The following is a 13,737-nucleotide window of genomic DNA, read 5'->3' as shown; positions in this document are numbered from 1 at the left end:
CCAGAAAAATCCTTTCGCCGCGTCACACGGCATCTCTTCCAAGCCTCGTCGCAGCCCAAACCAGTCTCAGTCGACCTTGGCCTTCTTGGTCGGATCGGCGAACCCGACGGGCAGGTCGCCCTCGCGCTGCGCGCCCTCGGCCGCCGCCCCGGTGAAGGCGGGGCGCCCGCCGGCCGCCTCATATGCCGCGCGCGCCTCCTCGTCGTTCCACTGCTCGCCGACGAGCACGCCGTGATTGAGCATGATCTCACGTTCCGCGCACCCCGCCACCAGCGCATCGTGGGTGACGACGATAATCGTCGTGCCCTGCCGGTGCAGGTCGCGGAACAGATCGAGCACGATCCGCTCGTTCTTCTCGTCGAGATTGCCCGTCGGCTCATCCGCGAGGATCAACTTCGGGCAATTGATCAGCGCGCGGGCGATGCACACGCGCTGCTGTTCGCCGCCGGAAAGCTGGCCCGGCAGATGATGCGCGCGGTCCTTGAGCCCGACGCGCTCGAGCGCCGCCAACGCCTCCTTCTCGTCGACGACGGAATGGTAGTACTGCGCGACCATCACGTTCTCCACAGCCGTCAGATGCGGCACCAGATAGAACTTCTGGAACACCAGTCCGATAAGGTTCTTGCGCACGTCGGCCAGCTGGGCGGCGTTGAGGTCCTCCAGACGGCGCCCTTCGAGCGACACGGAGCCCTTGGACGGAGTGTCCATGCAGCCGATCATGTTCATCAGCGTGGTTTTGCCGGAGCCCGACGAGCCGACGATCGCCAGCCACTGCCCCTCGGGCACGGTCAAGCTCAGATCGTCGACCGCATGGAGGTCTCCGTAGATCTTCGAGATATGGTCCAGTTCAAGCAGCATGGTTATTTCCTTCGACGATATGGTGGGATGCCTTGGGGCGGGGCGTTTCGAAGCAGCGGACGACCATCATTCCTCCCTCAGCACCACGGCAGGATCGATGCGGGTGGCGCGGCGGACCGGCGGCACCGAGGCGATGACGGCGATAAGCGCGCTGAAAAGCACCGAGCCAACCGCCAGCGGCCAATTGAAGGCCAGCGTGCGTTCGAATACCGCGACCGTCAGCGCCGCCGCGAAACCGAAGCCGATGGCCGTGCCCAGCAGGCCGCCCGCAAGGCCGTATATAGCCGATTCGACGGTGAATTCCACGCCGATGGACGCCGAGCTCGCGCCCAGCGCCTTCCTCAGACCGATTTCATTGCGCCGCTGCGCGACGATCGAGCTGATCGTCGTCGAGACGCCGACGAGCGTGAGCACCAGTACCACGGCCGAGACAATCCAGAACAGGGTGCGCAGCATGGCGATGATACGTGTGTTGGAAGCGGTGATCTTGGTGACCTGCCGCGCCGTCACACCCATCGAGGTCATCTGGTTGATGCTGGATACGATGCCTTCCAGCCCGTCGGCAGAGGCGTCGGCGGAGTATTCGATGACGTCGGCACCGCGTTTGGCTCCGGTGAGTTGCTCGACGTCCGCGGCGGTGGCGTAGATGAGACCGTCCTCCTCGCCGCCGGTGTCCACGATGCCGGCGACGCGGAATTCGGTGCCGTCGGTGTCCATGATGTCGGAGGCGACGCGGCCGTCTTTCATCGCACCGTCCGAAGAAGCGGAGGGGCCAGTAGATCCTCCGTCGACGGAGGCATCCGTATTTTCGGAACCAGTGCCATTCCCGGCGGAGGCATCCGCATTATCCGACGCACGATATCCGATCGTGATGCGCGAACCAACGGAAAGTCCCATCGCATCGGCCACATCGCGGCCGACCATAACCTCGCCCTTGGCCGGCCATCCGCCGTCGACGTTCCAATGGCGGTTGAGCTCGCGCACCTGCGCGACATTGACGCCGGCGAGCGTGTATGGAGCGGCGTTGACGCGCACGTTCTCGTAGCGGTAGGTGGCGTGGCGGGCCGGCGCCTTCGCCTCGACCATCTCGGTGGTGTGGGCGACCATATCGTCGGCGATGCCGCCGGCCTGCGGACCGTCCGCGTTCGGCGTGACGATGAGGTTCGCGCCATATGCGCGCATCTCCTCGTTCATCTGCTGCGGAACGGCGATGCACACGGCGGTCAGGCAGAACAGCGTGGCCGCGCCGATCATCGACGCGACGACCGCCATCAGCGCCCGCGAGCGCCGGCGGAACACGGCGCCCCGCACCATGGCGAGGAACATCTTGGTATTGCTCATATGAGATCCTTCGACTCACTTCGTTCGCTCAACAAACAGTCCAGTGGACTGTTTGTGACCGAGGCCGCAGCCGCGGCCGAGTATGGACCGCCCAACGCCATCTCAAACCCGTCACCTTCCATGCAAAACCTCCGCCGGTCTCAGCCCCAATATCGACCGGATCGACCCCAGCGACGCGACGAGCACGGTGACGGCAAGCAGCACGAACACCAGCACGAACACCATCGGGCGCATCGTGATGCCGGAGTCGAACACCACCCGCCCCACAATCTGTGCAACGCCGGAACCGAGCACCGCGCCGACGAGCGCGCCGGCCAACGATATCAGCGCGGTTTCGGCGAGCATCAGCCGGCTGACCGCGCCATCGGTGGCACCGATGGCCTTGAGCAGCGCCAACTCCGAACCGCGTTCGCCGATCGAGGCGGCCATGAGGTTGGCCACGGCCACGGCGGCAGCGACCAACGACAGCACGGTCATCAGGATCATCACGGCCTGCGTCTTGTTGAGCACGTCGCCCTGCAACGCGGCGACCTGACGCACCTGCTTGGCCACCGCGCCGGGAATCACCTCCTCGATCTGGTAGGCGATCGACGAGGGATAGGCGGTGCAATACCACGTCTCCCATTCCTCCTGGCTCAACGCGGCCGGGTTCTTCGCGGCTTTGCGTGCCAAATCGTTCTCCGGGGTCGTCAGCGCCTTGACCTCGATGCTGTTGGCCGCATCCGGCAGGTTCGCCAGCACCTGCGCCACGGAACTGGGCAGATACAGGGAGCCGTTGTCATCGTCGCCGGAATCGAAGATGCCGACGACCGTGAGCCGCTGGCTGCGCGTTGTGCCGTCGGAGCCCCGTTTGGTCACGGTCAGCGAATCGCCGCGCCGCAGGCCGAGTTTCGCGGCCAGATCCTTGCCCGCCATCGCCTCGGCGGTGTCGTCCTTGGCCCAACGCCCCTCGACCTTCCACCACGAGCGCATGCCTTGGACGCCGACGACCGTGGTCTCGCCGGATTCGAGATGCAGCTCCTTGTCGAACCAGGTGCCGGTCAGCGGCACATCGGAGGCCTTGGCGTGCGCGCTTTCCATATCGGCGTGGATATCGAGCTTCGGCGCGAAGTTGGTGATGTTGTAGGCCCAGAAAATCGTCTTGATCTTCTTCGCGTCCGATTCCTTGAGGAAGGCATCGGGATCGGAGGCGTCGGCTGACGCGCCCTCGGCGGAACCGGAACCGGAGCCGTAGAGATCCGCCACCACGGCGTCGGCCTTCGGCTGGACCGTGATATTCGAACCATAGGTCGACAGCTCGGCGTTGAGTTTGTCGCCCACGTCGAAGACGACGCCGAGCATCGCCACCGACACCGTGGCCGACAGGCACACGGTGACGGCGATGAGCAGACGCCGCTTGAGCTGGCGGGTGAAGGACCGGCCGATCATACGCAGGAAGAACATGTCACGCGCCTTTCACTGGAAGTGGGCGCTCAACGCGTCGAGGTCGGCGGATTGGATGGTGATGCTGCCCTGGCCGGTTTTGTACGGCAGCGGCACGGGATTGCACCCGCCTTTGAAACCGATGGTGGCGAGGTTGATCGCCACATCGCATTTCTTGCAGATGATCTTGCCGTCCTTCTCGTAGTAGCCGGCGTCGCCGCAGTTTTCGCACGCGTCGAGGCCGATGCCGTAGGCGCCGCCGTTCTTCTTGATGATGATGAAGCGCATGACGGTGCCGTCCTGCGCCTTGTATTCGAAGCGGTGCAGATGGCCGTCCTCGACCTGGGAGAAGGGTATCGTCGCCACGCCATCCTTGAGGGAATATGATTCCGGCGGCGACAGCACGACGACCTTCTGCGTCTGCGCGACGCCGTAGGTGAGCGCGACGGTGATGCCGATGACGGCGACGAGGCTCCACACGCCGGCGGCCTTGGCGCGGCGACGGAATGCCTTGAGCTGGCGTTCCTGCGCTTGATTGAGATGGGACTTGGCATCGGCCCCGCTCCCATTCCCGGCGCCACGGCCCCGGATGGCAGCCGGCGAGCCGGAATGGGATGTGCCGCGTCCCGAACGGAATCCGATGACCACCGACGCCAGCGCGGGAATCGCGAACGCCACGGCCTGGGCGATGACCATCCAGCGCTGGTGGTTGATGAACCACACCAACGCAAGGAAGGCATGCGTGCCGAAGACGACCAGACGCTTGGACTGCAGGATCTGCGCCAGATCGGTGGCGTGTTGCACGAAGATTAGCGCGATCAGCAGCAACGCGGCGCATTGGAACGCGGCCTGCGCCCCACGATGGCCGGACAGGCGGGCGGGGCGCAATGCGCGGAATATCAACGCGGCGACGGCCGCGGTGGCCGCGCCCAGCAGGAAGCCAAGCGCGCGCAGCAGCATCTCGGAGGTGAACACCGGATCGCCGGGCTCCACGAAGATCGTGAGCCGCAGAATCACATCGGGCAACGCGCGGAAGGTCGTCGCCGCGATGGCCAGCGCCGCGATGCCGTTCGCGACGTCCAGCGCGAGGCGACGGCGGCGGGCGATGGACGCGGCGCTGGATGCGGCACCGACGGCACCGACGACGCCATTCCCGATATGCTCGGCGTCATGGCCGGCCTCCCACCGCGTCACGATGCGCCGGGCGACGATTGCCACGGCGAAAACGAGCACGTCGAGGATCACGCAGGCGATAAGCGTCGGAAAGTTCACAACGGTGCGTTGGGTGATCACCGCGGAGGCACGCAATGCCGCGAACACGATGGCGCCGGCGAGACCGACCAACAGACCGATGGTCCGCCAATGCGCGCTCCTCGGCTTGTCGCGCCCCTCGCCGACCGTCAATAACGCGCCAAGCGCCATCACCAGAAGCGATGGCGCCAGCGTGCCTTGGAGAACGGTCACATATTGCAGCAGCATGATGCGCTCCTTGGAACTCCTTTCGGAGGTATGCGGGTGGAATACCGGAAAACCGACGCCCCCTGCTGGACTCGGCCAATCCGCGGCGGGGCCGTAATGTACGTTTCTTCGCAGTCCGACGATGACCCTGCGCAGAAACGTACGCTAAGCGCCGCCAGGAGTACGTTTCTGAGCATCCATACCGTTGACCTGCGTAAAAACGTACGGATAGGATGCCTCAGCGTACGTTTTTGCGCAGGGGCTTCGTTCGGGTGCGGAAAAACGTATCGGAAGGACCGGCTATATGTACGTTTCTCCGCATGCCCCTTGTCGTGGTGCGGAGAAACGTACGCGGGGAGATCATGCGGCCACGGGATGGTGGTTGCGTTCTGTCACAAGGATGGCTCCGTCGGCACGGAAGCGCACTGCGCTTCCTCTTCGGCCTCCTCGCGCGGTCTGCGATTGCAATTCCTTCGGAATTACGGCAGACCGCTCGCGTGACCGGCTTGTGCAATTCCGCAGGAATTGCGGCCGGTCACCATTCCTGCGGGGTGTAGTTCCAGTTGGGGAACTCGACCTCGATCGGCTCGGTCCAGTAGCGGCCCTTGACGCCGGTCTCGGGATCGACGTGCAGCATCCAGCCCTTCTTCTCCGGGGACTCGATGGAGAGCTTGAGCGTGTAGGAGCCGGCCTGGTCGAGCTTGATGTTCGCGCCGTAGTGCGGGCCGTCGGAGGCCATCATCTGCATGAAGGTGCCGGAGCCGACCGACTGCTTGGAGGAGTTGTCGATGATGTCGTAGTTGACGGTCAGGTCCGCGATGAAATCGCCCTTGGCGTAGCCCAGCTCGGTGCCCTTCTGGTTGATATGGATATCGGCCTCGAGATGGAAGGACGCCTCGGCGGCCTTGAGGCCCATGCCGGCCGGTTCCATATCAATGGGCTGGAAGTAGACGGCGTTGACGGTCAGCGGGCCGACCTCCTGATCGGAGTGGTCGGGGTCGACCGGGATCTCCTCGAAGCCGGCGCCGGTGTCGGCGGCCGCAGCATCATCCGAGCTGGAATCGGCGGTCTGCGCGCTGTCGGCGGACTTCGCCTCGCCCGAATCCGCGGCATTGGTGGAGCCGCAGGCGGCCAGGCCGAAGGTCAGCGTGCCGGCGAGCAGCGCGCCGAGAACGGCGGCAAGTTTCCTGTTCTGCATCATGGTTCTCTCCCTTTGATCGGTTGATGAAATTTCTGCCCCGAGGTCGAGGCGAAGCATTGATATTGGCGGAAGGCCATCAGTCCTGTTCCGCAGGAGTATTCAGCGTGCCGCTCTCGCCGGGAACGATTTCGGCCTTGGCCTTGGCGTTGCGCTGCCGGACGAAGCCGACCGCGAACAGGATGACCACGGCCAGCGCAGCCAGCACCTGGGCGACGATGGTCTCGGCGTAAGGATAGAAACCGAGCCAGTCGTTGGTCGGCAGGCCCGCGATCATATGCACGTCGAACACATCGCCCTCGATCAGCGCGTGGACGCCACCGCCGGCGAAGATCACGACCAGCACGGCCATGAGGATCGAGGTGACGAGGAAGAACGGGCCAATCGGAATCTTCACGGAGGTGAAGCGGATGACGAGGAACACGACGACCAGCACGGCGGCGGCCGCAAGTCCACCGATCCACATGCCGCGCGCATCCTGGCTCATCGAATAGATCGATTCGTAGAAGATCACGGTTTCGGCCCCCTCGCGGAACACGGCGAGGAAGCTCAGCGCCGCCAGCGATGCGACCATGCCAAAGCCAACCCGTTCGCCGGCATCGAGGCGGGCGCGCGCCGAGGAAACGGCGGTCTCGGTTTTCGAGGCGATGTAGCGGTTCCAGGATTCGACGGAGCTCTTGTTGAGCATCCAATTGCTGGTCCACAGCAGCATGCACATGGCCACGAGCGCGCACACGCCCTCCATGATCTCCTGCTGCGGGCCGGAGCCGCCGAACAGCCGGCCGAGCACCACGGCGATGACGCCGGAGCCCGCCAGACCGACGATCACGCCGAGATAGATCCACTTGACGAAGCGCTTGTTGCCGGATTTGACGAGGTAGGCGATGACGGCCGCCACCACAAGCAGCGCCTCAAGTCCCTCGCGGATGAGGATGATGAAGGCCTGGCCGATGGAGCTGGTGATGAACTTGGAGAAGCCGGAGACCTGCTGCTCCGCGCCGCCGTCGAGCTTGGCCGCGTCGGTGACGAGCATGTTCTTGAGCTCATCGACGAGCACCTTGACATCGCCTGCGGAGTCGCCCTCGTTCATGGCCTTGCGCGTGGCCTTGAACTGGTATTCGACCTCGGTGACGCGCGAACCGGAGATCGCGTTCATCACGTTCTTCTCGAAGCCGAGCTTCTCGTAATACTGGTAGTAGGCGTTGTTGACGAGGTCGCGGCCGTCCTTCGCGTCGCCGGAGGCGGCCTTGTCATACGCCTTGTCGAGGATCGCGTTCATCTCGACCGCCACATCGCCCCAAGTGCGGTCGCCCTTGCCTTTGTTGACGCGCTTCTTATTCGCCTGGAGCTCCTTGCGCTCCTGTTTCGTCTCCGCCTCACGCGCCGCGGCGTAATCCCGCGGATTCTTGAGTTTCGGATTCTGGTCGAGGGTGGCGGCCGAGCCGTTCACGTCCGCAGTCAGCGCGGCGATGACCTGGTCGAGTTGCGCGCCTTGGCCGGGCGTGTATTCGAGGCCGACGATCTGCTGGAATTGCTGGTCCTGCCGGTTGTAGACGTCCTGCCCCAAGGTGTCGGAGACGACCTTGGCATAGTTGGAGGCATGGAACAGCATATGGTAGGCGTTCTCGAAGTCGGAAGCCGCGGCGGCGGAATCGCCGGAATCATAGGCTGTTTTGCCGTCCTTGAGCTGGCCGTCGATGCCCTCGGCGATCTGGGACCAGGAGTCATATCCCGTGGCCGAGTCCTCGGCGTGCGCCCTCGCCGCGGACAGCGGACCGGCGGGACCGGCGAACAGCGCGGCGACCATCACCAGCACTCCGAACAATGCCACGAGCGCGCTTGCCTTCCCCGCGCGCATGGCAGGCGCAGGGCACGGCTTCGCAAGGCATGCTGACATCGAAACTCCCTCCCCATGAATCTCAGCCCACGATATGACGGAAAAACTTGGCGCAACAGTCTTGATTTTTTCGATGAACAGAGTTATGAAATGTTCATATTGCACTCGGCTTTCCTTGGAATAACAAGGATTTTGCCCAACTGTGCATATCGCAGCCAAGGAACATCAATTCCATATCGTGAGATATCAGCATCCGAAATCACAATATGGACAGGGCTTTAGGATGGGACTATGAGCGGACTCGACGAGCGCATGCCGTATGCGGCGGCCTTCCCAGGCGCGCTGGGGACCGGCGTCATCGCGCAGTCGGCGGCGCCGGTGGGCGACGGCGCGCTGCGGCGGGCGCGCGGTTTCATCAGGGAATACGAATGCGTGTTGTCGCGGTTCCGGCGGGACTCGCAGGTGGCCGCGATGGCGGTGGCCCCGGATGGCGGCGTCTTCCGATTCCCTGACTGGGCGGCCGGCTTGTTCGGACTGTGCGACCTGCTGGCCGACGCCACCAAGGGCGCGTTCGACCCATGCGTCGGCGAGGACCTGACCCGGCTGGGATATGACGCGCGGTATTACCTCGTCATGGAGACCGGCGCGGAGGGACGGCTCGGCTCACTCGGCGGGCGGCCCACTTGGCGTGGGGACGTCGAGCGGCATGGGACGACCTTGGTCGCGCATGGACCGGTCGCCTTGGACTTCGGGGCATGCGGCAAGGGATATCTGGTGGATCTGCTGTCCGGAATATTGTTCTGCGGTAAAGCCGGCGCGCCACCCTTCGTCATCGACGCGGGCGGCGATCTGCTGATTCACTCCCCCGGCGCGCCCGTGACGATAGGACTCGAGGATCCCGAGAACCAAACGCAGGCAGTGGGAGTGGCCCATGTGGAGGAAGGCGCGTTCTGCGCCAGCGCACCCAGCCGGCGACACTGGGGCGAGGCTGCAGGGCATCAACTGCACCATCTGCTCAACGCACTCGACGGACGCCCGGTCAATGATATCGCCGCGACTTGGACTTTCGTCGAAACGACGATGCACGGCATGCGCGCATCATCCGACGGCTTCCCGTCGACGCCCCATCAGCCGACTCCCATCGGCGACATGGCCGCCCGATATCCGACCGCCCTTGCCGATGGCCTGGCTACCGCTTTGTTCGCCGCTTCCCCGGCCCGGTTGCGCGCCCATGCGCCCTACGAGGCCGCGATCCTGCGCGCCGACCGCACTGCTGCCGTCACCCACGGTTTCCCCGGCGAACTGTTCCAATAAACGAGCTGCCATGCTGAGCGAAAGGAATGGCGGAATTCCACCAATTCAGCAACAAGAACCCCACTAGGAGGCACCTCGCGAACAGCGCACATCGTTCCCGGCAGGACACGCAAAAGCGGTTGTCCGAAAATTCCGGACAACCGCGGGCAACAAGAATTGACTCACGGCATGAGGTTGCCGGCCGCCGCATAGAGGGCATACCACTCCTCGCGGCTGAGCTCGACGTCGGCACCGTCAATCATCTCGTTCAAACGTGCGGGATTCATCGAACCGAGCACCGGCTGGATGCTGGCCGGATGGCGCAGAATCCACGCGGTCGCGATGGCATTGGCGCTCACGCCGTGCGCGGCAGCAAGACGGTTCAGCTCGGCGTTGAGCGCCGGGAAATGCTCGTTGCCGACGAACGGCCCATGCTCGGTGCCGGACTGGAACGGGCTCCACGCTTGGATCGTCATATGCCGCAAGCGCGAGTATGCCAGCAGCCCGTCGGCATGGTTGGCGACCGGGGCAAGCGTGGTGTTGACCAGCGTCTCGTCGGCAACCATCTGCGCGTGCATCAGGCCGAATTGCAGCTGATTGGCCTCCAAACGCATGGCCGGCTCGTCGCCGAGCCACGAACGCAGCAGCTCGATCTGCCAAGGATTCATATTGCTCACGCCGAAATGACGGACCTTGCCGGCCTTGTGCAGTGCGTCGAGGGCCGAAACGACCTCCTCGGCCTCCATCAGCGTATCCGGGCGGTGCAGCAGCGCGAAATCGACGTAATCCGTGCCGAGGGCCTTCAGTTCCTCGTCCAAGCTGTCCACCAGATGACGGGCGGAGAAGTCGTATTGCTTCGGCCGGTCCAGCGAGGTGTCCGCAAAGTCGTAATCGATGCCGAATTTCGTCTGGATGACGATATCCTCGCGCTTCAGCCCCGCGTCATGCCACGCGCGCCCGAACGCGGCCGAGCTGGCATGCAAAGCGCGCACGCCGAACCCATAGATGTCGGCGGTGTCGAAGAAATTCACGCCGCGTTCGGCGACCGTGCGCACCACTTCGGCCGCGGCCGCCGGCTCCAGCACATCCATGCGCATCACGCCCAGCGCGATCTGCGAGGCGCGCACTCCCGAGCGCCCGATTTCGATGGTTCTCATAGTCACGTTTTCATCCTCCCTGATAGGGCACATCGCCAGCACCCACTGTAGTCAAACCAAGAACCACGCGGCCGCGCATCGGATGTCGTCGCAGCCAGACATCATCGCTCAGCACCACGCCCCGACCGCCATGAACCCAACTCATCCGAGCCGCGTCGAGGCACGTTCAACGAGCGTGAAGTCAGTGGTGTAGGTACGTGCAGGCCCATCGTATCCTTCGATGCGCTCAATGAGCATATTGATGGCCTGACGCGCGCAATCCCGGACATTGGGATCAATCGTGGTCAGCGTGGGAGTGACGTATCGGGCATCGGGAACGTTATCGAATCCCACGATCTCGACGTCGTCGGGAATGCGTATGCCGCGACGCTGCAACTCATGCATAGCGCCAAGGGCCAAGGCATCGTTCAGACAAACGATGGCTTGAGGGCAGGCGCCACGGCCTAATAGCTCCTTGACCGCTCGTTCACCATCAGGACGGTTCCATTTGCCGCCCGATACCACAAGATGCCAATCCACTTTCAAACCGGCGCTCTCGAATGCCTCCACATATCCTCTGGTGCGAAGGGGACGACCACCCTCAACAGCCGAGAAAACCGTCTCAATTCCCTGACGTTCCGGAGCCCCAATCAATCCGACGCGCCGCATACCCGTCTCTAGAAGACGTGATGTTGCATACCGCACCGCCTCCACATTGGGCATCATGACGCTATCGGCCCTATCATGTGCCGCATAATCCCCCACCAACACCACCGGGTACGGCTGGTTGAGGATGGCACCGCCATTGGCGAGCGCACGGTCGGCAAGAAACACCCAGCCATCCGCTCCCATCGAGGAAATTTCCCCCATGATCTGCTCCAGCCCGACTCCCTCCAAGTCATAGGCATCGATCATCACGCCATATTGACGTTTGCGGGCCTCCTTAATGAGCATGTCGGCGAACAATGCGGGAAATGGCTGTGAAAAGTTGAACGTCGCCAGGCCGAGGAGATGCGAACTGCCCGTTTTCAATGAGCGAGCCGAAGCATTCAGGGAATAGCCAATCCGAAGCATCGTCTCCTCGACCCTTTTTCGAGTCTCTGGCCTCATGCTGCCGGAACCATTGAGCACATTAGACACCGTTTTGATAGAGACGCCGGATTCACGGGCCACGTCCTTGATGGTCACGCGCTTCATCTTGTCATCGCCTCCCTATGCTTCGCAGCTGTCAACACCGTTAGATTCCCTACCCTACTGCAAGAACAACGTTGTTTCTCCGATCCATACAATGCGATGACCCGTTCCTTTTTGCAAAAGAGCCGGGCCATCTGATTCTATACTCTCCTCGGCATCAGGCCTTGACCGAACCTGCGGTCAAGCCTCCGACCCAGTAGCGTTGCAGGAAGAGGAACGCCAACACCAACGGAATGATGGAGACGAAGGCACCCGAGGTGACGAGATTCCACACCTGCTCCGCGCCGGCCCCCATATTCGACTTGACCTGCCATTGCGTCAATCCAACGGTAATCGGGAACAACTTGGTGTTCGACAACACCACGGATGGCAAGAAGAAGTTGTTCCAGCAGCCGACGACGCTCAACAGGAACACCGTGGTGATGGCCGGGGTCATGATGGGCAGAGACACCTGGAAGAAGGTACGCAGTTCGCCGGCACCGTCGACACGTGCCGCCTCCAACATCTCATCGGGCAGAGAACCCATGCAATACACACGCATGAGATATGTGCCAAAAGGCGAGAGCAACGAAGGCAACAGCACGGCCCATATAGTATCGGTGATGCCAAACTGGGACATAAGAATAAACGTCGGAATCACCAACGCAGTGGTCGGGATCATCAATGCGCCCAGCACGATGTTGAAGTACACCTTCCTGCCTCGGAAACGGAATTTGGCGAAACCATATCCCGCCATCACCGAAATGGCGGTGGCGCCGAAGCCACCGACGAAGGCATACAGGAAGGAGTTGCCGAGCCAGCGCCAGAAAATACCGTTCTCATAAGTAGACAGCTGCTTTATATTGTCCAACAAGGAGAAGTCTTCATCGAACCACATCGGCCCGCCGGAACCGGTGAACAAACCAGCGTTCGTCTTGGTCGCGGCGACCACAAGCCACCATACGGGGAAAAGGAAATAGACTAGGCAGATTCCAAGCAACACATATGAGAACGCCTTGGAACCCGTCTTGATGCGCTGTCCTCGGACTTCATTCACTCGACCGGCCATATCAATCCTCCAATCCGGACTGCTTGCGCGTCACGCGCATGAAGATGACGCTGAACACCACCACCAGCAAGCCCAGCGCAAAGGACACCGTGGCCGAGTAATTGAGCTGGTTGTAGTTGAATGCCAACGCTTGCGCATACATATTCGGCGTGTACTCGGGGGAGATGACAGATGGGGCATTGTTCCTCAGCACCACCGGTTCGGTGTAAAACTGCAGTGTGCCAATGAGTGAGAAAATAGTCACCATCACGATAGAACTGGCAATCATCGGAGTCTTGATGCGCAATGCTATCTTGACCTCCGAGGCACCATCAATGCGGGCGGACTCATAGAGCTCCGTTGGCACCGATTGCAACGCCGAATACAGAATCACCATGTAATAGCCGGTCCATTGCCAGGTTACGACGTTGACCAATGAGCCGAATATCCCGTCCGGCGATAGAAAGGTCGGAGTGGGGAAACCGAACAAATCAAAAATTGATGCAAACGGCCCCATCTGCTTGGAATACAGGAATCCCCACATCAACGCGCCTATCACAACAGGAATGGCATAGGGCAGGAAGAACGCAAGGCGAGTGAACGACGCGAACTTGTTCTTCATCGAGTCCAGCACCAGCGCCAGGGCCAGAGCGAAGCACAGCTGCACCGGCACCATCACCACAGTGAAGAGCACCACACGTCCCATGCCTTTGAGGAAAATCGGATCCTGAAAAGCGCGGGCATAGTTACTCAGCCCGGCGAACACGGTACCCCTCAACTGCGTGTAGGAAAACAGCGACACATAAAACGCATAAACAAGCGGAATAACGAGAAAAATCAAGAATATGATGCCGAACGGCGCAGTGAAGAACCAACCCCACAGGCTCTCATTCCTGCCGACGCTGCTACGCGACTTGGATGCCGCGATCTTTGCTGACATTAGTGTCTCCTTCGGGAAAAGGAGGGGAGAAGG

Annotated in this window: 11 protein-coding genes; 1 reads left to right on the top strand and 10 read right to left on the bottom strand. The window is 62.2% G+C overall.

Going from position 1 to position 13,737, the window contains the following annotated elements:
* Positions 1–66: 66 nt before the first annotated feature.
* From AC1AUD_RS12490 to AC1AUD_RS12465, 6 genes are all read right to left on the bottom strand, one after another.
* Positions 67–858, bottom strand: coding sequence for an ABC transporter ATP-binding protein (locus tag AC1AUD_RS12490; protein ID WP_476574706.1), 792 nt, complete (start codon positions 856–858; stop codon positions 67–69).
* A gap of 66 nt (positions 859–924) precedes the next feature.
* Entirely contained in the window at positions 925–2,199 is a 1,275-nt protein-coding gene (locus AC1AUD_RS12485) for an ABC transporter permease (protein WP_476574705.1), read from the bottom strand.
* Positions 2,200–2,310: 111 nt separating this feature from the next.
* Entirely contained in the window at positions 2,311–3,642 is a 1,332-nt protein-coding gene (locus tag AC1AUD_RS12480) for an ABC transporter permease (protein WP_476574704.1), read from the bottom strand.
* A gap of 12 nt (positions 3,643–3,654) precedes the next feature.
* A complete protein-coding gene (locus AC1AUD_RS12475; RefSeq protein WP_476574703.1) occupies positions 3,655–5,100 on the bottom strand; it encodes a Fe-S-containing protein in 1,446 nt (481 codons plus the stop codon).
* A gap of 514 nt (positions 5,101–5,614) precedes the next feature.
* Complete coding sequence (locus AC1AUD_RS12470) at positions 5,615–6,277, bottom strand: iron transporter (RefSeq protein WP_476574726.1); 663 nt, start codon at positions 6,275–6,277, stop codon at positions 5,615–5,617.
* Positions 6,278–6,356: 79 nt separating this feature from the next.
* On the bottom strand, positions 6,357–8,135 hold the full coding sequence (locus tag AC1AUD_RS12465) for an FTR1 family iron permease (protein ID WP_476574725.1): 1,779 nt from the start codon (positions 8,133–8,135) through the stop codon (positions 6,357–6,359).
* 270 nt (positions 8,136–8,405) lie between these two features.
* Between AC1AUD_RS12465 and AC1AUD_RS12460 the strand changes: the two genes are divergently transcribed.
* Positions 8,406–9,428 carry an FAD:protein FMN transferase gene (locus tag AC1AUD_RS12460; protein WP_476574702.1) on the top strand — a complete coding sequence of 341 codons (1,023 nt, stop codon included), beginning with the start codon at positions 8,406–8,408 and terminating at the stop codon, positions 9,426–9,428.
* A gap of 161 nt (positions 9,429–9,589) precedes the next feature.
* Here AC1AUD_RS12460 and AC1AUD_RS12455 read toward each other — a convergent pair whose 3' ends face one another.
* The 4 genes from AC1AUD_RS12455 to AC1AUD_RS12440 all read right to left on the bottom strand — a co-directional run bounded on the left by AC1AUD_RS12455 (position 9,590) and on the right by AC1AUD_RS12440 (position 13,704).
* Positions 9,590–10,564, bottom strand: coding sequence for an aldo/keto reductase (locus AC1AUD_RS12455; RefSeq protein ID WP_476574724.1), 975 nt, complete (start codon positions 10,562–10,564; stop codon positions 9,590–9,592).
* Positions 10,565–10,705: 141 nt separating this feature from the next.
* Positions 10,706–11,740, bottom strand: coding sequence for a LacI family DNA-binding transcriptional regulator (locus tag AC1AUD_RS12450; RefSeq protein WP_476574701.1), 1,035 nt, complete (start codon positions 11,738–11,740; stop codon positions 10,706–10,708).
* A 154-nt stretch (positions 11,741–11,894) separates the two neighbouring features.
* On the bottom strand, positions 11,895–12,785 hold the full coding sequence (locus AC1AUD_RS12445; protein ID WP_476574700.1) for a carbohydrate ABC transporter permease: 891 nt from the start codon (positions 12,783–12,785) through the stop codon (positions 11,895–11,897).
* Between the two features lies 1 nt (position 12,786).
* Positions 12,787–13,704, bottom strand: a complete 918-nt coding sequence (locus AC1AUD_RS12440) for a carbohydrate ABC transporter permease (RefSeq protein ID WP_476574699.1) — start codon at positions 13,702–13,704, stop codon at positions 12,787–12,789.
* Between the last annotated feature and the right edge of the window lie 33 nt (positions 13,705–13,737).

This window comes from Bifidobacterium sp. LH_730 (genome assembly GCF_056355835.1).
The sequence above is the reverse complement of the archived record's forward strand: the minus strand, read 5'-3'. Positions and strand labels throughout refer to the sequence as shown.